This window comes from Stenotrophomonas sp. Steno-C18 (assembly GCF_056393195.1).
In genome coordinates this window covers 24,927-49,675 of the sequence record NZ_JBWJOX010000012.1, presented here as the reverse complement: position 1 = coordinate 49,675, position 24,749 = coordinate 24,927, and the positions used below count along the sequence as shown (strand labels likewise).

Sequence of the window (24,749 nt, the reverse complement as noted above, 5' to 3'; positions counted from 1 at the left end):
GGGTCAGCGGATCATGTTGAACAGCGACATCGACTGCATCTGGGTGAAGATGGTCTGGGCCGCCTGGAGCGCCGCACCCTCGAGCTTGTATTGCCCGATGGCCTCGGCGTAATCGACGTCGCGCAACTGCGACAGCGAGCTTTTCAGGGTGACGGTGTTGGCCTCGCGCAGCGAGGCGGCGTCGTCGATGGTCTTCAGCTGCGCGCCGCCGGCGGCGCGTGCATCGATCATCGCCTCGGCCGCGCGCGAGACATCACGCAGGCTCGCCTGCAGCCCGTTCTGCTGCGCGGTACGGCCGGCTTCGGTGGACACATCCATGTCCAGTGCCTGCACCAGCCGGTCGATGGTGGAGAACACGTCGCGGCTCTGGGCCTGCCCGGCGCTGAACTCGTCGCCCGCCGCCGGCTCGCCCTCGATGCGCATGCGCAGCCCTCCGAAGGTGATGTCGTCGCCGCTGGTGTACGTGCCGGTACTGACCACGGTGTTGCTCGCGTCGACGATCTCGTAGCTGTCGGCGGCGGTGAAGCGAACGGTATAGCTGCTGCCGTCCCAACTGCCAGAACCGTCGCGGCTCAGGTCGGTGAGCACGCCCTTGCCGGTGTTGGTGGCCGCAGCGCTGCCGTCGACCGTCCCGTCGCCGGTGCGGATGCGCAGGAAGATCTCGCTGCCGGGCTGCGCGTCGCTGACGAACGTGCCCGGCGCCACTTCGACCTTGCGCTGGATCTGGTCGCCGTTGTAGGTGACCACGCCATTGCTGAGCGTGAACGGGGCATCGCCATCGGAGGCCCCGCCGAACAGGTAGCGGCCATTGCCGTCGGTGGTGTTGGCCAGCGCCAGCATCTGTTGCTTGATCGACTTCAGCTCGCTGGAGACAGCCTTGCGGTCATCGCTGGACAGCGAGGCGTTGTTGGCCTGGATGGTCAGGTCGGAGATGCGCTGCAGCAGTTCGCCGGCCTGGGCCAGGGCGTTCTCCTGCAGGCCCAGCCGGTTCTGGACGGTGTTGGCGTTGGCGCCGAGCTTTTCCAGTTCGGCCAGCATGCGGTCCATGCCGACCGCGGTACCGGCGCCGACCGGGTCGTCCTTGGCGGTGACGATCTTGCTGCCGGTGGAGAGCTGCTGCTCCAGGTGCGACAGCTTGCTCTGCTTGGACTGCATCAGCGCCACCGAGCGGTCGTAGATCATGCTGCTGGAGATGCGGGTATTCATCAGCCCACCGCCCTGAGGATTGTCTGGAACATGTTTTCTGCCGTGGAGATCAGCTGCGAAGCAGCCTGGTAAGCCTGTTGCAGGCGGAGCATGTCGGCCGCTTCCTCATCCAGGTTTACCCCGGACACCGAGTCGCGCGCGGCCTGCGCGTTGTCGTTGATGACCTGCTGGGCCTGCAGCGAGTATTCGGCCGAACGTGCCGCCGCACCGACCTGGGTGGTCAGGCCACCGAGGGCACCGTTGAGGGTGACGGTGCCGCCGCTGAGCGCCTTGGCATCCTCCACGCCGGCCAGGCGCGAGGCGTTGCCGTTGTCACTGGAGCCGGGGCCGGTCTTGCCGATGGTGAAGGTGTCGCCAGCAGCGGGCTTGCCGTCCAGCACCAGGCTCCAGCCGTTCGCGCTGATGGCCTGGCCTGGCGTGTAGGTGAAGGGACCGGCGCCGTCGATGGTGTACTGGTTGGCGTCGATGAACTCGATGCTGGCGGGGTTGAGCAGGGCCGGGTCGGAGGCATCGAGCACATCCAGCTTGCCCAGCACGCCGGTGCCGGTGTTGGCCAGGTCGGCTCCGGCCTTGACCGGGTTGGCCGCGGCGATGCGCGAGGGATCGGTGATGGCCACCGACAGCCCGGTGATCGCCGCGCCGGTGGGCTGCAGCAGGAAGCGATCATTCAATCCCGGGGTGCCGCCCACCTCGAAGCGCACGCCATTGACCACGAATGGGTCGGCGGCGGTGCCGGTGCCGGTCATGGCGACGCTGGCACCGGTGTCGGCGCGGGTGGCCTCCCAACCGGTGCCGTTGTACTTGAGCAGGATGTTCTGGCCATCCAGGGCGGCCAGGTCGCCATAACTGGCGGTCAGGGTGGCGCTGCCGGTATTGCCGCTGTGCGCGCTCACCTTGGGCATGCCCAGGTTGAAGAAGTCCGTGCCCATGTCCCCGTACAGGTCCATGCCCTCGGCGTGGGCCTGGTTGAACGTGGTGGCCATGCCGACGGCGATCCTTCCCAGTTCATTCTGGGCAGGGGTGAGGACGCGGTCGCGGAACTCGAGCATGCCGCCGATCTGGCCACCGAGCGCATTGCCATCCAGCACGATGGTCATGCCCTGGGTCTTGATCGCCAGCTGCAGGCGCTCGGGCTGGTAGGGATCGGCGGCGGTGGTTATCTGCGAGGCGGTCGAGCCGACCACCAGCGCCTGGCCGCCGGCCGAATAGACATTGGTGATGCCGCCATCCTGGATTACCGCCGTACCTCCGGTGTAGCCGACCAGCTGGGTGATCAGCTGGTCGCGGCGGTCCAGCAGGTCCGGCGCGGCGGCATTGCCCTTGCTGCCGATCGCACCATTGAGCTGGGCGATCTCGGCGGCCAGCCGGTTGACCTCGGTGGTCGCGGCCAGCAGCCCGTTGTTCACCTCGCTGTTGAGGCTGTCCAGGCTGTTGTTGAGCTGCTTGAAGCGATCGACCAGGGTGGACGCGCTGTCGAGCATGTCGCGGCGTTCGGTGGTGGCCGCAGCGTTGGAGGACAGGCCGTTGACGGCATCGAAGAACTTGGACCAGACCCCGGTGACGTTGGTTGCGGTATCGGAGAGCAGCGCATCGACGCGATCGGACAGCGTGGACAGCTTTTCCAGCCGCGCCAGTTCGCCGCTGCTGTCCAGCAGCCGCGAGATGGCGAGCTGGTCGGCGACGCGACGGATGTCCACGATGCGGGTACCGGTGCCTACATCGCCATAGCCGACGTTGACCGAGGGTGCCGTGGCGAAGTCCACGGTCTGCCGGCTGTATCCGTCGGTCTTGATGTTGGCGACGTTGTTGCTGACCGTTGCCAGGGCGCGCTGGAACGCGATCAGGGCACTGGTGCTGGTGGAAAGAACACTGGACATGGACGTCTATCTCAACGACGGGTGAGGCCGGTCAACCCGGCGGCGGAAGCGAGGGTCTGGCCGAAGCGGTTGCCGACCTCGGCAATCGCACCGACCGCGCGGTCGATGGTCGGGCCGGCGGCGATGGCGGCGATCTTGGCGGCGTAGGACGGGTCGGTCGCATAACCGGCACGCTGCAAGCCCTGTGCAAAACCACGCACGTCGCTGCCGGCCTTCAACGCGGCCTGGTAGCGCGGGCTGTTCTTCAGCATCCGCACGTAGTCGTTGAAGCTGTCGGCCACCGAGCCATAGGCACGGAAGCTGGCGCGTTCGGAGCGGCGCTGTCCGTCCACGTACTCATGCGTGCCGGCGCTGGCACGCTCACCGCTCCAGCCGGTGGCCTTGATCCCGAACAGGTTGTGGCTGCTCTGGCCGTTCTCCCGCTTGATGTGGCGCTTGCCCCAGCCGGTCTCCAATGCCGCCTGAGCGACCAGGGCGCGTGGGTTCACGCCCAGCTCCTGCGCGGCACGCTGCGCGTGCGGCCAGATGCTGGCGACGAACCCTTCCGGCGTATGCGTGCCCAGGCTGCTGGCGGCCAGGTTGGCCTGCGTCGTGTCCACGGCGTCACCGCGTTCGGCGGCGGTCACCGCGCTCCAGCGGTCATCGGCGATTGTCCATTCGGCCTGCGCCGGCATGCCGCTGCCGTCGTACGGATGGGCGCTGCCCAACGCTGCGTGCAGCTCGCCGGTGTCACGCCCGGCGATCAGGTCCAACGCCTGCGATTGCGGGGCAAGATAGGCGGCGCGTTCGCTGGCGTCGAGCGCGGCGAACGGGTCTTCGCCGGGGCCGGGCTGCAAGGGCAGGGCAGGCGGGCGGATGTCCGGTGCGGCCAACTGGTAGGCGCGTGCCGCCGCGGCAGGCGTGATCGCCGGATCCACCGGCGCCGCGGTGGCCTGCTGTCCGCCGCCCAACTGCCTTGCGATCATCGCCGACAGGCCCAGGCCGCGCCCCCGCGTCATCGCCTCGGCGATGCGCTGGTCGTACATCTCGCGGAACATCTGGTTCTCGCCGGGGAACAGCGAGTCGCCGAAGCTGGCCTCGCGCATGCTCTTGATCAACATCTGCGCGAACTGGCCTTCCAGCTGGCGCGCGACCTTGTCGATCTTGGCCGGATCGTTGGCCGTGGCCGGGTTCAGCTCGAACGGCGCAGGAGCGATACGCATGTCAGATGACCTCGAGATCGGCGCTCAATGCACCGGCCTGCTTGAGGGCTTCCAGGATGGCGATCAGGTCACCCGGCGCCGCACCCACCTCGTTCACGGCTCGCACGATTTCGTCCAGCGTCGCACCGCCGTCGAAGCGGAACATGCGGCTGCCTTCGTTGCTGGCGGTGATGGTCGATTGCGGGCTGGCGACGGTCTGGCCGTTGCCGAACGCATTGGGCTGGCTGACCTGGGTCGATTCGCTGACGGTCACCGTCAAGGAACCGTGCGAGATCGCCGCCGGGCTGACGCGCACCTGCGAGCCGATGACCACGGTGCCGGTGCGGGAGTTGACCACCACGCGCGCCGGCGCGGTGCCGGGCGACAGTTCCACGTTCTCGATGCGCGCCAGCATGCCGATGCGCGCGCCCGGATCGGTGGGGGCCTGCACCGCCACGGTGACGCCGTCGACCGCGCGCGCCGCGCCTTCGCCAAAGGTGGCGTTCAAGGCGCTGACCATGCGCGAGACGGTGGTGAAATCGTTCTGGTGCAGGTTCAGGGTGATCTCCCCGGAAGCACCGAACACATCGGGCAGGGCGCGTTCGACCGTGGCGCCGTTGGGCACGCGCCCAACGCTGGGAATGTTCACCGACACGCGCGAGCCGTCCTTGCCCTGTGCGCCGAAGCCGCCCACCACCAGGTTGCCCTGCGCGATCGCATAGACCTGGCCGTCGGCACCCTTCAGCGGTGCCATCAGCAGCGAGCCACCGCGCAGGGAGACCGCGTTGCCCACCGAGGACACGGTGATGTCGATGGTCTGGCCGGGCTTGGCGAACGGCGGCAGTTCGGCGTGGATCGCCACCGCGGCGACGTTCTTCAACTGCGGGTTGACGTTGGCCGGCACGTTGACGCCCAGCTCGCCCAGCAGGTTCTTCAGGCTCTGCACGGTGAACGGGGCCTGGCTGGTGCGGTCGCCGCTGCCGTCCAGGCCGACGACCAGGCCGTAGCCGACCAAGGCATTGCCGCGCACGCCGCCGACCTGCGCCAGGTCCTTGATGCGTTCGGCGTGGGCGGGCAGGGCACAGCCCACCACCAGGGTGAGGAGCAGGCAACGGAAGAGGGAAACGGTTCGCATGGTCATGCTCAGAACAGCGCGAAGGCGGAGTTGAAGAAGCGGCCCAGCCAGCCCATGGCGTTGGACTGGGCAACCGCGCCGCGACCGCCGTAGGCGATGCGTGCATCGGCGACCTTGCTCGAGGCGATGGTGTTGTCCGGCGCGATGTCGGCGGCGCGGACCACGCCCTGGATCTGCACCAGTTCATCGCCCTGGTTCAGGCGCAGGTTCTTCTGGCCCTGCACCACCAGGTTGCCGTTGGGCAGGCGCTGGATGACGGTCACCGTCAGGCTGCCTTGCAGGCGGTTGCTCTGCGCGCTGTTGCCCTTGCCGTTGAAGTCGCGCGAGCTTTCCGCCGAGGCCCCCAGGATGTCCTTGCCGCCCAGCGTGACCGGGGCACCGAACAGGGTCGGCGTGCCGACGTCCAGCTTGGAATCCTTCTGGATGGCGGTGCTGGCCGTGGTGGTGGCGGTGGTGTTCTCGACCAGGGTGATGGTCAGCAGGTCGCCGACGTCACGTGCACGCCGGTCGCCGTACAGGTTCAGTCCCGGGCCGGCGGCATAGATGGCGCCGGCGGTGGGGGTCGCGGAGGGGGCGATGACCGGCTGGATCGGCGCCATCGGCGCGTAGGGGCGCACGTCGCCGGCCAGCGTGCAGCCGGCGCTGAGCACGGCGCACAAGGCGACGGGAAGCTGACGGAAGAATGGGGTGCGGCTCATGGCATTGATCCTGTGGCGACCGGTCAGACGTTGCTGTTGAGGTAGCCGAGCATGGCGTCGGTGGTGGAGATGGCCTTGGCGTTCATCTCGTAGGCGCGCTGGGTCTCGATCATCGCCACCAGCTCTTCCACCACGTTGACGTTGCTGCCTTCCAGTGCGCCCTGCACCACGGTGCCCAGCCCGTTGAGGCCGGGCGTGCCGTTCTGCGCCGGCCCGGAGGCCGTGGTCTCCACGTACAGGTTCTCGCCCTTGGCCTGCAGGCCCGCCGGGTTGATGAAATCAGTCAACGTCAGCGAGCCGATCTCCACCGATGCGGCCTCGCCGGGCATCTTCACGCTGATGGTGCCGTCGCTGCCGATGGTCAACGATTGGGTGCCCTCGGGAACCTGGATGCCCGGCTGCACCGGGTAGCCGCTGTTGGTGACCAGCTCCCCCTGCGCGTTGATCTGGAAGCTGCCGTCGCGCGTGTAGGCGGAGGTGCCGTCGGGCATCATCACCTCGAAGAAGCCACGACCATTGACCATCACGTCCAGCGCCTTGCCGGTCTGCTGCTGCGTGCCCTGGTCGAAGTTCTTGGACGTGGCGACCACGCGCACACCGGTGCCCAGCTGCAGGCCGGTGGGCAGCTGGGTCTGCGCCGAAGAGGAACCGCCGGGCTGGCGAACCTGCTGGTAAAGCAGGTCCTCGAAGCTGGCACGGTCGCGCTTGAAGCCGGTGGTGTTGGTGTTGGCCAGGTTGTTGGAGACCACGGACATGCGCGTCTGCTGCGCATCCAGCCCGGTCTTGGCGACCCACAATGCCTGATTCATGACGCGTTCCTCTGCTGCTGATGCCGGCCGATGCGGCCCTTGCCAGGTTCAATGCATGGGCCGTGCCAAAACCGGCGACGGGATGCCGTCGCGAGCAGATCGCCGGTGGCAGCGGCCCGGGCCGCGAAGCAGGAAGCCGCCGAACCGCACGCATGAAAACGCCCGGACGCGATCTGCGCGCCCGGGCGACAGGGAACAACGACGACGTGATCGACTGCGGCCGGGATCAGATCCCGGCCGCAGGAGCCAATGGCCCGATCAACCGTTCAAGCGCAGCAGGGTATTCGCGCTGCGCGCGTTCTCGTCGCCGTGCTTGATGACCTTCACCTGCATTTCGAACTGGCGCTGCAGCTGGATCATCTGCACCAGCGCGCCGGCGGCATCGACGTTGCTGGACTCCAGCATGCCGCTGTCCAGCGCCTTGCCCTGGCGTTGCGCGAAGGGCTGGGTGGGGTCGGTGTTGCGCATCAGCCCGTCCAGGCCGCGGGCCAGGCGTTCGTCGGGCGCCTCGACGACCTTCAAGCGTCCGATCATCGCCATCGTCTGCGGGCCTTCGCCCAACGGGATGATCGACACGGTGCCGTCGTGGCCGATCTCCATCGCCTGGTGCGGCGGAATGGCGATCGGGTTGCCGTTGTCGTCGAGTACGGTGTTGCCTTCGGCGGTGACCAGTTGGCCGTTGGGCGTCATCGACAACGCGCCAGCGCGGGTGTACGCCTCACTGCCGTCGTTGGACTGCACCGCAAGCCAGCTGCCCGGCTGCAGCGAAAGATCCAGCGCGTTGCCGGTGATCTGCTGCGCGCCGATGCGACGATTGAAGCCGGCATCCACGTGCAGTGCGTCCACGCGCGAGGCGTAACCCGGGCCCTGGATGCGGAATGCCTCGGTGTTGGCCAGCGCTTCCTTGAAGCCCGGCGTGTCGGCATTTGCCAGGTTGTGCGACACGGTCCCCTGCGCCTGCAGCGAGGCGCGGGCGCCGGTCATGGCGACGTAGAGGGCTTTATCCATTTGGGGGCAGGGAACAGGAAGTAGGGAAGGGGAGGCGGTGCGTCACCGGCAACGGGAAAGGCGGGTGGGCAGTGGCTCCAGGCGATACCTGAGGCCCTCAACCCACCACCACGTCCTGTTCCCGATCCGGCGGTTAGCGGATGTTGATGACGGTCTGCGTGATCTGGTCCTGCGTCGAGACCATCTGCGCATTGGCCTGGAAGTTGCGCTGGGCCACGATCATGTTGACCAGCTGCTCGGTCAGGTCGACGGTGGAGGCTTCCAGCGAGCCGGACTGGATCTGGCCCAGGTCGGAGGTGTCCGGTGCGCCGGTGCGTGCGATGCCGGACGCATTGGTCTCGGTCCACACGTTGTTGCCCATGCTCTGCAGGCCCTGCGGGTTGTTGAAGTTGGTCAGGGCAACCTGGCCGAGCGCGGTGTCGGCACCATTGGAGTAGCGCGCGTAGACCACGCCGGTGGTGTCGATGCTGATTTCGGTCAGCTTGCCCGAGGCGTAGCCGTCCTGGCGGGTGTCGCGCAGCGCGAACTTCTCGCCGTACTGCGTGGAGCCACTCACGTCCAAGGTCAGGTTGAGCACGCCGGCGCCGGTGGCGGGCGTGAACGGATCCAGCGTGATCTGGCCGTTGGCCGGATTCAGCAGCGCACCGCTGTTGGAGAACTCCAGCGTGGTCGGCGCACCGACGGACTGGCCGTCGACATAGTTGTAGACCTGCCACTCGTTGGCGTTGGCACCCTTGACGAAGTAGGACGTCTGGGTGTGGCTGACGCCCAGCGAGTCGTACACGGTCACGCCACCGGTGGACTGGTTGTAGCTGTTGGAGTTGCTCGGGTCGAACGTTGCGATGGTCGGTTCGCTGGCGTTGGCCGGCAGGGTGAAGGCCAGGTTGACCAGGCCGGTCTGCTTGGGCGCGCTGTCGGTGGCCAGTACCTGCAGGTCGGTCAGCGTGCCGTCGAAGCGGGTGCCATCGGCGCTCGGCGCGTAGACCTGAAGGCGTGCGCCCTGCGGGTTGACGACATAGCCGCTCTTGTCGGTCTGGAAGTTGCCGGCGCGCGAGTACACGCGCGTGCCGTTCATGCTCAGCGTGAAGAAGCCTTCGCCCTCGATGGCCATGTCCAGGCTGCGCCCGGTCTGGTCGATGTTGCCCTGCGAGAACTGCTGCGCCACGCCACTCAGGCGCACGCCCGAACCGATCGCATTGCGCGAAAGCCCGTAGCTGGTCGAGTTGAACAGGTCGGCGAACTCCGCACGCGACTCCTTGAAGCCAGTGGTGTTGACGTTGGCGATGTTGTTGGCGGTGACGTTCAGGTCGGCGTTGGCGGCGTTGATGCCGGACAGCGATACGTTGAAGCCCATGGTGGTAACTCCTGGCGGGTTCGGGGGGGCTCAGCTGACGCGGAGCACGTAGTCGAGCGGGGCAGTGCCCAGGCCCTTGAGGTTCAGGTAGAGGCCGTCGGAACCGACGGTCACGCTTTCCACCTCGGCCTGCACGTAGGTGTTCAGCTTGGTCGAGGCGCCGCTGCTGTCCGAGTGGGTGGCGGCGATGGTGTAGCTGCCGGCGGGCATGCGGTTGCCGCTGGCGTCGGTGCCATCCCACTGGAAGTTGACCTCGCCGGCGGCGTCGGCCGGCACGCTCAGCGTGGTGACCTTCTGGCCGTTCGCATCGGTGATCTCGACGGTGACGGTGCCGGCCGATGGGGCCGCCACGGTGCCGCTGGTACCCCCTTCGCCTTCGAGGCTGAACTTGGTCGAAGGCACCATCACCTCGTGGCCGACCAGCGAGGCGCCCTTGAGGATCTGGTCGCTGGACATCGCCGACTGGAAGGTCTTGACGGTGGTGTTCAGGTCGGTGATGCCCTGCACGGTGGACAGCTGGGCCATCTGCGACACCATCTGGCTGTTGTCCATCGGCTTGGTCGGGTCCTGGTGCTGCAGCTGGGTGGTCATCAGCTTCAGGAAGTCGGCCTGGTCGAGGCTGTCGTTCTTCTTGGTCTTGGCATTGGCCGTGGCGTTCAGGCCGAGCGAGCCGTAGATATCGGAGGAGACGCTGGTGGTCATGTCGGTGGGTTCCGGTTGGGCGGGCGTCAACGGCCCATCGTCAGCGTGGCCAGGGCCAGTTCCTTGGCGGTGCTGAGCATCTCCACGCCGGCCTGGTAGTTGCGGGAGGTCGAGATCAGGTTGACCATCTGCGCCACCGGATCGACGTCGGGCGAGTAGACGTAACCGTCGCCATCGGCCAGCGGGTGGTTGGGCTCATACCGCTTGATCGGCGCCGCATCGCTCTGCGTGACTTCCTTGACCTGCACGCCGGTGAGGTTGGGATCGGTGCGGCTGGTCACGGCCTGGAACACCGGTTCCAGCGGCTTGTACACCGCCTCCGGCGAACCGGCGATGGAATCGGCGTTGGCCAGGTTGGAGGCGATGGTGCTCATGCGCACCGACTGCGCCTGCAGCGCGGAGCCGGCGATGTCGAAGATCGGCAGGTTGCTCATGGCATCGTTCCTTACTGGCCGGTGATGGCGGTGAGCATCGTGCGCACCTTCGATTCGACGAAGCTCAGCGAGGCGCGGTATTCCAGCGCGGCGCGGCCGTAGGCGGCGCGCTCGGCGTCGGGGTCGACGGTGTTGCCATCCAGGCTGGGCTGGGCCGCCTCGCGGGTGATCTGGAACGGATTCAGCCCGTCCCCGCCGATGGCGTAGTGCTGTTCGGCCGTGGCGGCCAGCTGGCCATTGCCGGCCATGCCCTGGGCGTGGCGCAGGGCGGCATCGAAGTCGATGTCACGCGCCTTGTACCCCGGCGTGTCGGCATTGCTCAGGTTGCTGGCGATCAGCTTCATGCGCTGCTCGCGCAACGGCATGGCCTGGGCATGGATGCCCAGATAGTCGGAAATCAGGTTGGCCATGTGGTGGCTCCCACGGAACGTTGCCGGGGAAGCTGCAAGCCGCGTGCCAGAACGCCCGGCACAGGCACGCTCCGGCTCGGCCCGCCTCAGTCACCTATCGGGCCGCAGGTCAGCCAGGTTGCGGGAAAGGCAGGAAGCTGTTCCCTTGCCCCGCCAGCGGGGGAAGGTGCCCGAAGGGCGGCAGGGGGGCGCTTCCGGCCCCGGCTCAGGCCGCTTCAGCTACGTGCCGGAGGCGCTGCAGCACGAAGTCGGCCAGTTCGTGCGGGCTGTACTTGGCGACGAAGGCGTTGGCCCCGACGCGCTCGACCATGGCGTTGTTGAATACGCCGGACAGGGAAGTGTGCAGCAGCACGTACAGGCCCGACAGGCCCGGATGGCGGCGGATTTCCGTCGTCAGCGTGTAGCCGTCCATGGCCGGCATCTCGATGTCGGAGATGACCATGGCATAGCGTTGCGCCGGGTCTTCGCCGGCGGCCTGGATCTGCAGCAGGTGCTCCAGCGCCTGCTTGCCGTCGGACAGCAGGGTGGCGGTGACCCCCAGTTGGTCCAGCACGCTGCGGATCTGCTGGCGGGCCACGCGCGAGTCATCCACGACCAGTACCTGCATCGGCGGGGCGTCGGCCGGCAGCGCCATCGATGGATCCAGCACGGCCTCGCCGCGGACCTGGGCAATGTCGGCCAGCACGCTTTCCACGTCGATGACCTGGATCAGCTCGCCCTGGAAGCGCGTCACCGCGGTCAGGTAGGTGGACTCGGCACCCAGCTCCGGTGGCGGCTGGATGTCCTCCACCGCGATGTTGACGATCCGCTCCACGCCGCTGACCAGGAAGCCCTGCACCGAGCGGTTGAATTCGGTGACCACCAGGTAGCCCGGGGCAGTATCGGCTTCCGGCTCGCGCTCGGGGTGGCCGATCGCCAGGCCCAGGTCCAACACCGGCACCGAGCGCCCGCGCACGTCGGCCACGCCGGCGAACTGGCCGGGAAGGCCCGGCACCTGGAACAACGCCGGGCGCCGCAGCACTTCCTGCACCTTGAACACGTTCACGCCAAAAAGCTGACGGCCGCCAAGGCGGAACAGCAGCAGCGCGAGGCGATTGTGGCCGGCCAGCCGGGTGCGCTGGTCGATGCGATTGAGCAGGTCTTGTGACATGCAGCCTGTATCGGCGCGGGTCGGGGACAACTTGAGGCCGGCCTGGGCCGGGTTCTGGCACGCCGCTTGCTTGTGACCGGGCTGGAGTCGTTTGTCCGGAGCCCAGATCCATGCGCCTGTTCCTGTTGGCCAGCCTGCTGCTGCCGCTGAGTGCCCTTGCCACCGAGTTCCAGCCGGTGGAGAGCATCCGTGTGGCGGCGTTGTCGACCCTGGCGACCGGGGAGCAGGGCGAGGCCGGGGTCGACGCCGGCCTGCGCATGCCGCGCTGCGCGCAGGGCTTGCGGGCCCAGGCCACGGCCAACACCACGGTGGAGGTGAGTTGCCCGGACGCCGGTGGCTGGCGCCTGTTCGTACCGGTCAAGGTGCGCCGCGAGCAGGCCGTGCTGGTGCTGGCACGCGGCGTGGCCGCTGGAGAAACCCTGGCCGCGGCCGATATCAGTACGGTCCGGCGCGACACCGCGCGGATTGCCGGCGCGGTACTCTCGGCGCCTGAACTGGCGGTGGGACGGGTCGCGCGGCGCACCTTGAGTGCCGGCAGCCTGCTCTCGTCCAGCGACCTGGTGGCCCAGCGGATCGTCCGTCGGGGTGACAGCGTCGCCCTGGTCTCGCGGCGGGGCGGGGTGGAAGTCCGGATGGCGGGCCGTGCCCTGGGCGACGCCGGCGAGGGCGAGCGGGTGTCGGTCGAGAACCTGTCTTCACGCCGGGTGATGCAGGGTGTCACCACGGCGGCCGGCGATGTGCTGGTCAGCCGGTAAATTTCCCTAAAGAACCCCCGGCCGCTGCCGTTATCGTTTTCGAACCGAATCAGGAATCCCATCACATGAGCCAGAAAATCGACGGCGGAATCGCAGCAGCGGCGCAGATGCGCAGTATTGCGGTCAACACCCGGGTCGCCCCGGCCGGCGAGTCCAAGGCCCAGGCGGTGCAGGCGGCCGACAGTGTCCGCCTGACCGGTGAAGCCACCCAGTTGCAGGCCATGCAGCGCGAGCTGAGCAACGCCTCGGCCATCGACCCGGCCCGCGTGCAGGCCGTGCGCCAGGCCCTGGAGAACGGCAGCTACCGGATCAACCCCGACGCCATTGCCTCGCGCATGCTGGACCTGGACCGGCAGCTGCAGGGATGAACCTCACCATGGCCGATCCGCTGCAGCGGTTGAGCGAGGCGCTGGAAGGCGAGCAGCGCGCCCTGGTCGAGCATGACGTGCCGGCACTGGTCGCCGCGACCGGCCGGAAGCTCGAAGCCCTGCGCGAACTGGAGCGCAATCCGCCGCTCAACGCTGCCGGTCGCCTGAAGGAACTGGCCGAACGCAACCAGGCCAACGGCGTACTGCTGTCGCGCCGCCGCCGCGAGGTCAACTGGACCCTGCGCCAGCTCGGACGCAGCGAGGATGCCCCGGCATACGACGCCAAGGGCCAGACTGAAACCCTGCAGGCACGCCGACCGTTGGCAGTGGCCTGAGTCCGGCCGCCCGCTGCGGCGGCTGTTGAAGCGCGCAAACGCGCAGTCCGGCAGCAAACGCCTGCCGGCATCCGGCTATAGTGACGGCCCCGTTTCAGTGCCGTACCGCCGTGACCCAGATCGATACCCCTTCCCTGGCCCCCCTTCCGTCGTCGGCCGCCCTGCGCGCCCTCGGTGAGCGGGTCAAGCATGGCCTGCTGGTGTTCAACAACCGGCTGGAGGTGAGCATCGCCAATGCGCTGGTGCGTGAGCTGTTCGGCGTCGATGAAGCCGGCAGCAGCGGCCTGGCCCGCGAGCTGGAACGGCTGTTGCCGTCCTTCGCGATCCCGCAGGTCCGCGAGAGCGGCAACTGGAATGGCAGCCTGCCGATCGGCGAGCGCGTGATCACCGTGCACCTGCATCACCATGCCGACGCGGCCGGGGAATCCTTCCTGGCGTTGTTCCAGCAGGTGGATGGCCCGGAGGACTACGAGCGCGAGCTGCAGCAGCGCCACGCCGAGCTGCGCCAGGCCTACCTGCGCCTCAACGGCGCCCAGGAGAAGCTGCTGCAGTCGGAGAAGATGGCCTCCATCGGCCAGCTGGCCGCGGGCGTGGCCCACGAGATCAACAACCCGATCGGTTACGTGCATTCCAACCTGGGCAGCCTGCAGGAATACCTGCGCAGCCTGTTCACCGTCATCGAGGCCTACGAGCGCGCCTTGCGCGCGCCGGACCCCAAGGCGCTGATCGCCGAGATCGACGACATCCGCGACCGCCTGGACATCGACTTCATCAGCCGCGACCTGCCGCAGCTGATGGCCGAATCCCGCGAGGGCATCGAGCGGGTGACCCGTATCGTGCGCGACCTGAAGGACTTCTCGTACTCCGGCCGTGACGAGTCCTGGAAGCTGGCCGACCTGCACGCCGGCCTCGAGTCGACCATCAACATCATCTGGAACGAGCTCAAGTACAAGGTCACGCTGGAGCGCCATTACGGCGAACTGCCGATGATCGAGTGCCTGCCGTCGGAGTTGAACCAGGTCTACATGAACCTGCTGCTCAACGCCGGCCACGCCATCGCCGAGCGCGGCAACATCATCGTCAGCACCGGGGTGGAGGGCGAGGAGGTCTGGGTGCAGTTCGAGGACGACGGCGCCGGCATCTCGCCGGAACTGCGCCAGCGCATCTTCGACCCGTTCTTCACCACCAAGCCGGTGGGCAGCGGTACCGGCCTGGGCCTGTCGATCTCCTACGGCATCATCAACAAGCACCACGGCCGCATCGACGTGGAGAGCACGGTTGGCGAAGGTTCGCGCTTCCGCATCGTGCTGCCGGTCCGCCAGCCCAAGTAGCAGCACCCCCGGGCGCGAAGCCGAACCGCCCGTCCACGCCGGCGCTACGTCGGAATCCCGCCGCGCTTCTCGTCGTGGGTGCGGAAGGCCTGGCGGATGTGCTCGCGCAGCTCATCGTCGTTCCATGGCTTGGTCAGGAAGCGATAGATCGCGCCGCGGTTGATCGCGTCGGTGACGGTGTTCAGGTCGGTGTAGCCGGACAGCACCAGCCGGATCGTGTCCGGGTAGAGCATCTTCACCCGGCCCAGGAACTCGGTGCCGCTCATGTCGCTCATGCGCTGGTCGGACAGGATCACCTGCACGTCGTTGATCGCCAGCAGGTCGAAGGCGTCACGCACGTTGCCGGCGGCCAGGATGCGGTAGCCGTCGCGGCGGAACAGGCGCACCAGCGAACGCAGCACGTTCTCCTCGTCATCGAGCAGCAGCAGGGTGCGGTCCGGGCGGGTCTCGGCGAAGGCTTCCGGGCGCAGGTAGCGACGGCGCAACGTCATGCCGGCCGCGTCGGAGGACATCGGCTCGCCGAACAGGTAGCCCTGGAACACATCACAGTCATTGCGGCGCAGGAAGCCGAGCTGTGCCTGCGATTCCACGCCATTGGCGATCACGGTCATGCCCAGCTGGTGGCCCATGGCGATGATGGCGCGGCTGATGGCCGCCTCGCGGTTGGCCGCCGGCGCACTCTTGATGAAGCTGCGGTCGATCTTGAGCTTGTCCACCGGATAGCGGACCAATGCGCTCAGGCTGGAATCACCGGTGCCGAAGTTGTCCAGGCACAGGCTGATGCCTTCGTTGCGCAGGTTGGCCAGGGTCTCGTGGACGAAGTTGACGTTGTTGGTCAGCGCGCTTTCGTTGATCTCCAGGGTCAGCATGCGCGGGGGGACGCCGATGCCCTGCAGCAGCGCCATCACCTCGGTGAAGAAGTTCGGGCGCAGCAGCTGCAGGGTGGAGACATTGACGGCGACATTGAAGTCCTCGAAGCCCTGGTCGCGCCATAGCCGGGCCTGGCGCAGGGTCATCTCCAGTACCCACGCACCGATCTGCACGATGATGCCCAGCCGCTCGGCGGTGCGCATGAAGCGCTCGGGTACCAGCATGCCGAGGGTGGGCGACTGCCAGCGCAGCAACGCCTCCATGCCGACCACGTGGCCGTCGCGCGCGCTCACCAGCGGCTGGTAGCGCAGGCGCAGCTCGCCGTTGTCGATGGCATCCACCAGTTGCCGCGAAATGATGCTCTCGCTGTGCGCGCTGCTGGGCTTGTGCAGCACGTGCACGTGCACCGCGTTGCCGCCCTCGCGCGCGGCCTGGTGCAGCGCATCCTCGGCCAGGTCCAGCAGGGTGGTGGGGTTGGTGGCATGTTCGGGGCACAGCGCCGCGCCGATCTTGCCGGTCAGGAACAGGGTGTATGGCAACACCGACAGGGGCAGCTCGATCTGCTGGCGCAGCTGTTCGGCCAGTTCCTCCGGTGGCGGCACATTACCGCCGCGCTCCACCGCGATCAGGAACTCATCGCTGCCATGCCGCCACAGCTTGCCGCGGCCATCCAGGAAGTTGCGCAGCCGGTCGGCGATCAGCACCAGTGCCTGGTCGCCCACTTCGGCGCTCATGTTCTCGTTGACCGAGGCGAAGTGGTCGATGTCCAGGTGCAACAGCATCATCGACGGGCCGTTGCGGCGAGCGGACTCGACCATCGCGGCGAACTCGGGATTGCCGGCGCCGAGGCGCACGGGGCGCACATCGTTGCGATCGGCAAGCACGGCGGCGGGGGAATTCCACATCGGCGGGGGTCCTGGAAAATCGGTTAATGCGGGAGCGCGGGGCAGGGCAGGTGCAGGTCGATGCAGGTGCCTTCGCCCGGCGCGGTTTCGATGCGCAGGCGGCCACCGGCACTCTGCGCGCGTTCGCGCATCACGATCATGCCCAATCCGCGCGGTCCGTTGGGGTCGAATCCCTCGCCATCGTCGATCACCCGCAGGTGCAGGCCGCCTTCGGGGGCGTCCTGCAGCAACAGCGAGACCTGGCTGGCACGGGCATGGCGCAGCGCATTGGTCAGCCCTTCCTGGGCGATGCGGAAGCAGGCCTGCTCCACCTCGTTGCCCGGGCGCTGGCTGAGCGTGCGCACGTCCAGCAGCAGCTCCACCGGCGTGGAGCGGAACAGCATGCCGGCCTGCCAGCGCAAGGCAGCCTCCAGTCCGAGCGCGTCCAGCTGCGGCGGGCGCAACAGCATGGACAGGTTGCGCAACCGGATCACGGTGCTGTCGGCCAGTTCGATGATCTGGTCGATGTCCTCGCGGCGGCGTTCGGCCAGCTCTTCCTCGCGGGCGGCGAAGGCAGCCAGCTTCATCGCGGTGATCGCCTGGCCGATGTCGTCGTGCAGGTCACGGGAAATCGAGCGGCGTTCGTCCTCCTGCAGCGAGAACAACCGCCCGGCCATGGCCTGCAGTTCGGCATTGCTGGCTGCCAGCGCGGCGCGTCCCTGTTCCAGCTCGCTCAGGTCACGGATGACGAAGCGCTCGGCGGCCAGGCCTTCATGAACCACCGGGCCCGCGCTGAGCGAGGCCTGGAACGCGCCGCCGCAGGGGTGATGCAGCAGCGGGCGCGCGAGCGAGGGCTGTTGGGTGCGCGCGGCGCGCAGTTCGGACAGTGCGGTGGCGGGCATCCCGGTGCGGATCCCGAGCATGCGCCCGGCAGAGGCGTTGGCGTACAGCACCTGGTCGGCGCCGGCGATGATCACCGCGTCGGGCAGGTTGTCACTGATCTGCCTGAAGGACGAGGGCGCCGCCGGTGGGGTGGGGGCCTGCCGCATGCCGGACGGACGGCACAGCCAGCCGATCAGGATCCCGCCAACGGTCAACGCCACTGCGATGAACATCACATTTTCTGAAGGGCTGCCGGCGAGCAGCCGCATGAACAGAAATGCCACGGCCAGCACCAGCCCGCACAGCCCGACCACCCGCAAAAGCACGCGGTGCTGTCGCTGGAGGCGACGGACAGGCACGGACGCGGGTGGAATGGGGGCCTTGCCGGCTTCCATGTTCGACATGCTGGGTATGGATTGCGTGATGTCATCTTAACGAGTTGTCCGGGTGCCGCGCGACGTAATGCTCAATTCCACCGGATTGCTGCCGTTATCACTCCTGTCCCCGGATTCCCGGGCAGGAGAAAGAGCGCGTGGATCGCGGGGTAATCGCAAGCCTGCTTAACCACCCATTGAACGCGGCCCTGGTGCTGCTGGACGTGGATGGACAGCCCCTGGCGGCCAACGCCAAGGCCAGGGAATTGCGCCTGCACGAACGCTTGTCGCGCTATTGCGCGCAGTTGGCGGGCTGTCGGGCGCAGGCGCCTGGGCAGAAGGCGGTCAGCTGCCCGTTGCCGGATGGCCAGGCGCGGCTGGATGGCTGGCTCAGCGCCATCCACGATCCGGGCGGGAGCCTGCTCGGCTACCTGTATTCGTACTCCACCGACGCCTCCGCGCACGCCGCCCAATGGCTGGCGGCCATGGAGGCCGGTGGCAACGTCGCCTGGGACTGGGACGTGGCCGCCGACCGGCTCACCCGCCGTGGACCGCACGGAACCCACACCGAGCTGCGGCTGATGGACAGCGTGCATCCGGACGAACAGCCGCTGCTGCGCCAGGCCATCGCCGCGCACCTGCACGACCCCGCGCAGCCCTTCGCCTGCCAGTTCCGCATCCGTGACGCCCAGGGCCAGTGGCGCTGGGTGCTGGACCGCGGCAGGGTGGTGGCGCACGCGGCCGACGGCCAGCCGCTGCGCATGGCCGGCACCTACACCGACATCCAGCCGCTGAAGGCGCTGGAAGACGACCTGCGTGCGCAGCACGCGCTGCTGTGCCGCGCCCAGCGCGTGGCCGGCATGGGCAGCTGGAGCTGGGATTGCGGCCGGCAACGGATGCAATGGTCGCCCGAGAGCCATGCCGCGATCGGCGTGGAGGCAGGCTCCCTGCCATCGGGCTGGGGCTGGATGCGGCAGCTCGGGCGCGACGCCCGTCGCCACCTGCTGACGGTCTGGCGACGCCTGCATGCCGACCCGCAGGCCACCGAGTTCGAAGTGTGCTGGGGCCGCGAGCCGGTGCTGCAACAGCAACTGCGGGTCTGGCTGGAGCCCGAGCACGATGCGTCCGGGCGGCTGCGGCGCGTGGTTGGCCAGGTACAGAACATCAGCGGCCAGCACCGTACCGACGCGTTGATCCGTTGGCGTACCGAGCTGCTCAACCGCGTATCCGCGCTGGGTAGGATCGGGGGCTGCGAGATCGAGGCCAGCACCCGCGAGATGCAATGGACCGAGGAGTGCTACCGCATCCATGGCCTGCGCAAGGCACCGGTCACGCTGGACCAGGCGCTGGCCCTTTACACGCCGGACTCGCGCGACAGCTTCGAGGCGGCCCTGGCGCGCATCGCCCAAGGCGGGCTGCCCGAGCAGTTGGACCTGTGCTTCTATCGTCCCTCCGGACAACGTGTCTGGGTGCAGGTGCTGATCGAGCTGGACCGCCGCGACGGCCTGCCGGAGCGCCACGTGGTGCTGTTCCGCGACATCACCCGCGAGCGCGAGGCCGATGAGCGCCTGGAACTGCTGGCCCACTACGACCTGCTCACCGGTCTGCCGAACCGCATGCTGCTACGCGAGCAGGCCTCCGAGGCCATCCTCGAAGCGCGCGAGCGCGGCGCGATACTGGCCATGCTGTTCGTCGACCTGGACGGCTTCAAGGGCATCAACGACACCTTCGGCCATGCCACCGGCGACATCCTGCTCAAGGCCGCGGCCTCGCGCCTGCACCAGAATCTGCGCAACGCCGACCTGTTCGCCCGCTTCAACGGCGACGAGTTCATCGTCGTGCTGCGCAACCTGGCCGAGCCGGAGGACGCCGGCCACGTGGCCCGCAAGCTGATCGCCTCGTTGGCCGAGCCGCTGTATCGCGAGGACGCCACCCTCAAGGTGGGCGCCAGCGTGGGCATCGCCTTGCTGGACGAGACCCGCAACGATTTCGACACCTTGCTGCGCGCGGCCGATGCGGCCATGCATGCCGCCAAGGAAGCCGGCCGCAACACCTACCAGTACTACAGCCAGGATGCGCTGGCGCGCACCCAGCGGCTGCTCGAGATCGAGCACGCATTGAACGGTGCACTGGACCGGGACGAGTTCAGCCTGGCCTACCAGCCGCTGATCCACACCCGCGAAGGCCATGCACCTTCCATCGAGGCACTGCTGCGCTGGAACACCCCGCGCATCGGTCCTTGCAGTCCGGCCGAATTCATCCCGATCGCGGAGAAGTGCGGGGAAATCATCCGCATCGGCGATTGGGTCCTGAACGAGGTATGCCGTCAGGCCGTGGTCTGGGAGCAGGCCGGGCTGCGTTTTGACCGCATCGCGGTCAATGTCTCGGCCATCCAGTTGCGCGAGCGTGGCTTCGCCGAGCGCGTGATCGCGATCTGCGACCGTCACGGCTGGTCGCCGCGGCGCCTGGAGCTGGAGCTGACCGAGTCGGCCCTGATCCGCGACACCGAGGCCCTGCGCCAGTGCTTCGACGTGTTCGAGCAGCATGGCGTGCCGCTGGCGGTGGATGACTTCGGCACCGGATTCTCCAACCTGCATTACCTCAACCGGTTCCCGGTGCAGCGGCTGAAGATCGACCGCAGCTTCGTGCAGGGCATGCTGCATGACGCCGGTACCGCCGAGGTCACCCAGGCCATCGTGCACCTGGGCCACGCGCTGGGCATGCGGGTGGTGGCCGAAGGCGTGGAAACCGCCGCCGAGGAAGCCATGCTGCGCCGGCAGGGCTGCGACGAGCTGCAGGGCTACCTGTACTCCAAGCCCTTGCGTTCACGCGAGATGATGCGCTGGCTGCGCGAGGGGGGCTGCGACACCAGCACGCCTCCTCCGGCCGAACACAGCCGGATCACCGCCACCCTGTGAGCGCGCAGGCCCGGTAGGAGCACCTTCGGGCGCGAAACCACGACTGCCTCCGGAGCCGGTAGCCGCATTGCGTTACCGACGCACATGGTCTGCATCAACACCGGCATCGCGGCCAAGGCCGCTCCAACAACACTGACGCGTTAGGAGCGCCCTCGGGGGCGAAACCACGGCTGCGACCAAAGTCCAGGCGCGCTTCCGGCTTCCCCGGCCAACTGCCCCAGGGCAGCGGCAAGTCCCGCAGCCATGGCGACGACGCATCGCGTCCGTCGCCTAGACCACCGCCAGGTCCCACTGGATGCTGGTCACCAGCCACTCCTCGCTTGCCACGCCAATCCGTGCATCGCGGTACAGCGCCATCAGCTCGTCGCGGCTGGACTGCTCCAGTCGCTGCAACTGTTCGGCGCGGCTCAGGCAGGAGGGGGCGGCCAAGACCGCCCCGTCATCGGCTGCTTGGTGGCTCATCCGGGTCTCCCGTGATCCGCCCAGCGACGGACATGACAAAGCCCCGGCTTTCGCCGGGGCCGGGTTCTGGACGCCTGGTGGGGTATCAGAACAGCTCAACCGTACCTGCGCCCATGCTCTGCTGGGTCACCGGCTTGTGCGGCGGGCGTTCCCACTCGCTGCGCAGCTCGCGCAGGCGGCTGCCGGTGCGCTGCAGGGCGTTGACCAGTTCGCCATCGAACACGCCGCCATTGCGATGCAGCAGCTCCTGCAGGGCCACGGCTTCGCGGTTGATGGTGCCCAGGCGGTCCAGGTGGGTGTGCACGCCGCCCAGGGTCTGGGTGGCGATGTCCTCGAACTGCAGTGCACGCACCGCTTCGGCGACACTGCCGTCGATGGCGCGGCCGCACTCGGAGATCTCGCGCATGCCGTCGCCCAGCGACGCGTTGATCGCGGCCACGTTGTCGAGCATGGCGGCGGCTTCGTGGCGGGCTTCACGCGAGCGGTCCATGTCGCGCGAGGCCATGTGCGAGACGGTCTCGCGCACCTTGGCGATGGCGTCCTTGGAGCTGTGGGCCAACTTGCGGATCTGCTCGTTGAAGGTGGTCGAACGCTCGGACAGGTTGCGCACCTCGTCGGCCACCACGGCGAAACCTCGGCCGGCTTCGCCGGCGCGGGCCGCTTCGATCGCGGCATTGAGGGCGAGCAGGTTGGTCTGGTCGGCGATGGACTTCACGTCCTCCAGCAGCGAGAAGATGCCATCCAGGTGCTGGGCCATCTGGTCGATGTGCTGCACGGTGGTGCTGCTCTGGCCGCTGACTTCCTCCAGTGCCTCGACCAGCTGTTCCATCTGCTGGCTGGCGTGCTGGGCGAAACGGGCCACGTCCACGCCGGCGCTGCCGTCTTCACCGGCACGGTCGACCACGCGGGCCAGTGCCTGGCTCTGCTGGCGCGACTTGCGGTTCATCGCATCGAAGCTGCTGCCCAGGCCGGCGACGGCCTGGCGGATCAGTTCGCGGGCGCGCTCGACTTCATTGCGCGAACCTTCGATCTCGTTGCTGACGAAGCTGCGCAGCTCGTTGAGCAGCATGTCCTGTTCGCGCATCACGCGGGCATGCTCGGGCGAGCGTTGGGTCTGCGAATGCACGCTCCACCAGGCAAACACCAGCCAGCTGAGCACCATGGTGGTCAGGATTGCCCAGAGCACCGCGGCGGGCCAGGTGAATGCCACGGCGAGCGGCAGCAGGAAAGTAAGGACCAGGGGGGCGGCCAGGCGGATTGCAATACGTGCGTACATGGACGTTCTCGGGAGAGTCACGGTTGCTGTATCGGCCGTGGGCAGGGTGTCTTTAGCCCTGCGCGCGCAATCCGGGGACATCGGCGTGAAGGCCTGCGGCCGGGGTGGGCGGCAGGCCGTTGCCTCAACGCACGCGGCGCTCGATGGCTTCGAGCATGCTCCGGCGCGAGAACAGGAAATCCCAGTAGGTGCCGCCCAGCTGGCGCCACAGCACCGCCGAGCGCACCGCCGCCAGCAGCAGCGCCCGGATCTCCGAGACCACCGCGGCCTGGCCGAGGTAGTGCGGGTTGCCCTGGACCATGATCCGCGGCTTGAGCTGGCTGATGGTGTCGGCATACAGGGTGCCCATGGCCATCAACACGTCCGGGTGGCTGCTGTCGCCCAGCTCCAGGGCGCGCTCGGCGGTGCGCCGGATGCCGGCGGTCACCTTGTCCACGGCCGCGTCTTCGCGGACGAAGCGGCGCTCCAGCTGCATCACTGACAGCGCCAGGCGCGGCAGCAGGTCGTCCTTGCCCTGGTTGCGGAAGTAGTCGCGCACCAGGCGCAGGCCCGGCTCCACCTGCGTGACGCTGCCGTACACGGCGGCCGGGGAGGCCGCGTCGATGCGCATCACGCTGTCCATCGCGGTCCGCACGATGGCGTTGTCCGAATGGCCGGTTTCGGCGATGCGACGTACCTGCTGCAGCGCCTGGGCAATGCCGGCCACGGCAAGCACGCGGTCATCGATGGAAAAACTCATGGTTACCTCTCAAGGGGAAACGGGAGCGCCAAGCCGGCGCTCCAAGGGAGCATCGGTGGCGGCGATCACGGCGCCGCCCAGGCACTCGGCGCCGTCATACAGCACCAGCGACTGGCCGGGGGTCACCGCTCGCTGCGGGCGGGTGAAATGCACGTCCAGCGTGCCATCGTCACGTACCTGGACGGTACAGGGCTCGTCCGGCTGGCGGTAGCGGGTCTGGGCGGTGCAGTCGAAGCGCCGTGCCGGGGGCGCGCCGGCAATCCAGTGCATGGCTTCGCTGCGCAGCCAGTTGGACTGCAGCCACGGGCTGTCATGGCCCTGGTCCACGTACAGCACGTTGCGCGCCACGTCCTTGCCGACCACGAACCACGGCGCGGCCGGACGGCCACGCACGCCGCCGATGTTCAGGCCCTCGCGCTGGCCCAGGGTGAAATAGAACACGCCCGGGTGGCGGGCGATCACCTGGCCGTCCGGGTCCTGGATCTCGCCCTCGCGAGCGGGCAGGTACTGGCCCAGGAACTCGCGGAAATCACGCTCGCCGATGAAACAGATGCCGGTGGAGTCCTTCTTGGCATGGGTAGGCAGGCCGGCCTCGCGGGCGATTCGGCGCAGTGCGCTCTTCTCCAGGTGGCCGATCGGGAACAGCGTGGCCGCCAGCTGGGCCTGGCCCAACTGGTGCAGGAAGTAGCTCTGGTCCTTGCCACGGTCGGCGCCGCGCAGCAGCCGCCAACGGCCGCCGGACTCCACCACCTGGGCATAGTGGCCGGTGGCGATGCGCTCGGCGCCCAGCTCGCGGGCCGCGTCCAGGAAGTGCTTGAACTTCACCTCGCGGTTGCACAGCACGTCCGGGTTGGGCGTGCGGCCGGCCGCGTATTCGGCGAGGAAGTGCTCGAACACGCCCTGCCAGTATTCGTTGGAAAAATCACGGAAGTGGAACGGGATGCCCAGCCGGCCACACACCGCCACCGCGTCGCGGCGATCTTCCTCGGCGCGGCAATGGCCGCTGCCGTCATCGGCCCAGTTCTGCATGAACAGGCCGGCCACGTCCAGGCCGTTCTGGACCAGGGTCAACGCGGCGACGGACGAATCCACGCCACCGGACACCCCTACGACTACACCGGGACTACTCACTGCACCTGCCTCAACATCGACAACGGATAACGCTGGCCAGCCAGCCAATCGGAAACGGTCTGCCAGACCAGCGGACTGCGCAGGCGGGCCATGTCGGCCTGCAGCGCGGTCGGGGTGAGCCACAACGCCTGCACGATGCCGTCGTCCAGCACCTGTTCCGGGTGGTGGCGCAACGGCTCGGCGGCGAAGGCGAAACGCAGGAACGGCGTGCCATCGCCGGCCACCCACTGGTAGGTGCCGATGAAGCCGGTCAGCTTCACCTCCCAGCCGGTCTCCTCGCGGGTTTCGCGGATGGCGGCTTCCAGCAGGGTTTCACCGGCCTCCAGGTGGCCGGCCGGCTGGTTCAGCACCCGCCGGCCGCCTTTTTCCTCTTCCACCAACAGCAGTTGCCCCGCGCGGGAGACAACGGTGGCCACGGTCACGCGTGGCGACCAGCGCGGGGGCTGCGCGGTGTCCACGC

The 24,749-nt window shown here is 68.0% G+C and carries 23 protein-coding genes and 1 pseudogene; 5 read left to right on the top strand and 19 right to left on the bottom strand.

Annotated features, from left to right (window positions below; translation table 11 throughout):
* Positions 1–3 precede the first annotated feature (3 nt).
* From flgL to AC06FE_RS18430, 12 genes are all read right to left on the bottom strand, one after another.
* The gene (gene flgL, locus AC06FE_RS18485; RefSeq protein WP_132863484.1) at positions 4–1,206 is read right to left on the bottom strand and encodes a flagellar hook-associated protein FlgL; all 1,203 of its coding nucleotides are present in this window, start codon (positions 1,204–1,206) and stop codon (positions 4–6) included.
* Positions 1,206–3,083 carry a flagellar hook-associated protein FlgK gene (gene flgK / locus AC06FE_RS18480; RefSeq protein WP_478073885.1) on the bottom strand — a complete coding sequence of 626 codons (1,878 nt, stop codon included), beginning with the start codon at positions 3,081–3,083 and terminating at the stop codon, positions 1,206–1,208. Before flgK ends, flgL begins: the two co-directional genes overlap by 1 nt.
* Positions 3,084–3,094: 11 nt before the next feature.
* A complete protein-coding gene (gene flgJ / locus AC06FE_RS18475; protein WP_446541816.1) occupies positions 3,095–4,285 on the bottom strand; it encodes a flagellar assembly peptidoglycan hydrolase FlgJ in 1,191 nt (396 codons plus the stop codon).
* Between the two features lies 1 nt (position 4,286).
* Positions 4,287–5,399: a flagellar basal body P-ring protein FlgI gene (locus AC06FE_RS18470; RefSeq protein WP_225591547.1), complete on the bottom strand. Its 1,113-nt coding sequence runs from the start codon at positions 5,397–5,399 to the stop codon at positions 4,287–4,289.
* 8 nt (positions 5,400–5,407) lie between these two features.
* Positions 5,408–6,097, bottom strand: coding sequence for a flagellar basal body L-ring protein FlgH (gene flgH, locus AC06FE_RS18465; RefSeq protein WP_478073884.1), 690 nt, complete (start codon positions 6,095–6,097; stop codon positions 5,408–5,410).
* A 23-nt stretch (positions 6,098–6,120) separates the two neighbouring features.
* Positions 6,121–6,906 carry a flagellar basal-body rod protein FlgG gene (gene flgG / locus AC06FE_RS18460; protein ID WP_478073883.1) on the bottom strand — a complete coding sequence of 262 codons (786 nt, stop codon included), beginning with the start codon at positions 6,904–6,906 and terminating at the stop codon, positions 6,121–6,123.
* Between the two features lie 258 nt (positions 6,907–7,164).
* Positions 7,165–7,914 carry a flagellar basal body rod protein FlgF gene (locus tag AC06FE_RS18455; protein WP_132863492.1) on the bottom strand — a complete coding sequence of 250 codons (750 nt, stop codon included), beginning with the start codon at positions 7,912–7,914 and terminating at the stop codon, positions 7,165–7,167.
* A 133-nt stretch (positions 7,915–8,047) separates the two neighbouring features.
* Positions 8,048–9,268 carry a flagellar hook protein FlgE gene (gene flgE / locus AC06FE_RS18450; RefSeq protein ID WP_192285803.1) on the bottom strand — a complete coding sequence of 407 codons (1,221 nt, stop codon included), beginning with the start codon at positions 9,266–9,268 and terminating at the stop codon, positions 8,048–8,050.
* Between the two features lie 30 nt (positions 9,269–9,298).
* Positions 9,299–9,970 (bottom strand): flagellar hook capping FlgD N-terminal domain-containing protein, encoded by a 672-nt coding sequence (locus tag AC06FE_RS18445; protein WP_132863495.1) that lies wholly within the window; start codon positions 9,968–9,970, stop codon positions 9,299–9,301.
* Between the two features lie 26 nt (positions 9,971–9,996).
* Positions 9,997–10,404 (bottom strand): flagellar basal body rod protein FlgC, encoded by a 408-nt coding sequence (gene flgC, locus AC06FE_RS18440; RefSeq protein WP_192285801.1) that lies wholly within the window; start codon positions 10,402–10,404, stop codon positions 9,997–9,999.
* Positions 10,405–10,415: 11 nt separating this feature from the next.
* The gene (gene flgB, locus AC06FE_RS18435) at positions 10,416–10,814 is read right to left on the bottom strand and encodes a flagellar basal body rod protein FlgB (protein ID WP_132863498.1); all 399 of its coding nucleotides are present in this window, start codon (positions 10,812–10,814) and stop codon (positions 10,416–10,418) included.
* 205 nt (positions 10,815–11,019) lie between these two features.
* Positions 11,020–11,964 (bottom strand): chemotaxis protein, encoded by a 945-nt coding sequence (locus AC06FE_RS18430; protein WP_132863500.1) that lies wholly within the window; start codon positions 11,962–11,964, stop codon positions 11,020–11,022.
* Positions 11,965–12,074: 110 nt separating this feature from the next.
* Here AC06FE_RS18430 and flgA point away from each other — a divergent pair, with 110 nt between their 5' ends.
* From flgA to AC06FE_RS18410, 4 genes are all read left to right on the top strand, one after another.
* Positions 12,075–12,719 carry a flagellar basal body P-ring formation chaperone FlgA gene (gene flgA / locus AC06FE_RS18425; protein WP_132863502.1) on the top strand — a complete coding sequence of 215 codons (645 nt, stop codon included), beginning with the start codon at positions 12,075–12,077 and terminating at the stop codon, positions 12,717–12,719.
* Positions 12,720–12,784: 65 nt separating this feature from the next.
* On the top strand, positions 12,785–13,087 hold the full coding sequence (flgM, locus tag AC06FE_RS18420; RefSeq protein ID WP_132863503.1) for a flagellar biosynthesis anti-sigma factor FlgM: 303 nt from the start codon (positions 12,785–12,787) through the stop codon (positions 13,085–13,087).
* Positions 13,088–13,095: 8 nt separating this feature from the next.
* Complete coding sequence (locus tag AC06FE_RS18415) at positions 13,096–13,422, top strand: flagellar protein FlgN (RefSeq protein WP_446541812.1); 327 nt, start codon at positions 13,096–13,098, stop codon at positions 13,420–13,422.
* Between the two features lie 110 nt (positions 13,423–13,532).
* On the top strand, positions 13,533–14,753 hold the full coding sequence (locus AC06FE_RS18410; RefSeq protein WP_132863506.1) for an ATP-binding protein: 1,221 nt from the start codon (positions 13,533–13,535) through the stop codon (positions 14,751–14,753).
* Between the two features lie 44 nt (positions 14,754–14,797).
* Here AC06FE_RS18410 and AC06FE_RS18405 read toward each other — a convergent pair whose 3' ends face one another.
* Together AC06FE_RS18405 and AC06FE_RS18400 are read right to left on the bottom strand one after the other, a co-directional pair.
* Positions 14,798–16,528, bottom strand: a complete 1,731-nt coding sequence (locus AC06FE_RS18405; RefSeq protein WP_132863507.1) for an EAL domain-containing protein — start codon at positions 16,526–16,528, stop codon at positions 14,798–14,800.
* A 23-nt stretch (positions 16,529–16,551) separates the two neighbouring features.
* Positions 16,552–17,517 (bottom strand): annotated as a pseudogene (locus AC06FE_RS18400) (sensor histidine kinase); the annotation flags it as partial.
* Positions 17,518–17,921: 404 nt separating this feature from the next.
* Between AC06FE_RS18400 and AC06FE_RS18395 the strand changes: the two are divergent.
* The gene (locus tag AC06FE_RS18395) at positions 17,922–20,681 is read left to right on the top strand and encodes a bifunctional diguanylate cyclase/phosphodiesterase (protein ID WP_478073882.1); all 2,760 of its coding nucleotides are present in this window, start codon (positions 17,922–17,924) and stop codon (positions 20,679–20,681) included.
* 270 nt (positions 20,682–20,951) lie between these two features.
* On the opposite strand, the gene AC06FE_RS18390 is transcribed toward AC06FE_RS18395, so the two are convergent.
* From AC06FE_RS18390 to AC06FE_RS18370, 5 genes are all read right to left on the bottom strand, one after another.
* Positions 20,952–21,143, bottom strand: coding sequence for a hypothetical protein (locus AC06FE_RS18390; protein ID WP_192285791.1), 192 nt, complete (start codon positions 21,141–21,143; stop codon positions 20,952–20,954).
* An 85-nt stretch (positions 21,144–21,228) separates the two neighbouring features.
* Positions 21,229–22,419, bottom strand: a complete 1,191-nt coding sequence (locus AC06FE_RS18385) for a methyl-accepting chemotaxis protein (RefSeq protein WP_132863514.1) — start codon at positions 22,417–22,419, stop codon at positions 21,229–21,231.
* Positions 22,420–22,543: 124 nt separating this feature from the next.
* Complete coding sequence (hflD, locus tag AC06FE_RS18380; RefSeq protein WP_313255912.1) at positions 22,544–23,158, bottom strand: high frequency lysogenization protein HflD; 615 nt, start codon at positions 23,156–23,158, stop codon at positions 22,544–22,546.
* A gap of 9 nt (positions 23,159–23,167) precedes the next feature.
* The gene (mnmA, locus tag AC06FE_RS18375) at positions 23,168–24,289 is read right to left on the bottom strand and encodes a tRNA 2-thiouridine(34) synthase MnmA (RefSeq protein WP_323439078.1); all 1,122 of its coding nucleotides are present in this window, start codon (positions 24,287–24,289) and stop codon (positions 23,168–23,170) included.
* Positions 24,286–24,747, bottom strand: coding sequence for an NUDIX hydrolase (locus tag AC06FE_RS18370; RefSeq protein WP_478073881.1), 462 nt, complete (start codon positions 24,745–24,747; stop codon positions 24,286–24,288). Before AC06FE_RS18370 ends, mnmA begins: the two co-directional genes overlap by 4 nt.
* Positions 24,748–24,749 lie beyond the last annotated feature (2 nt).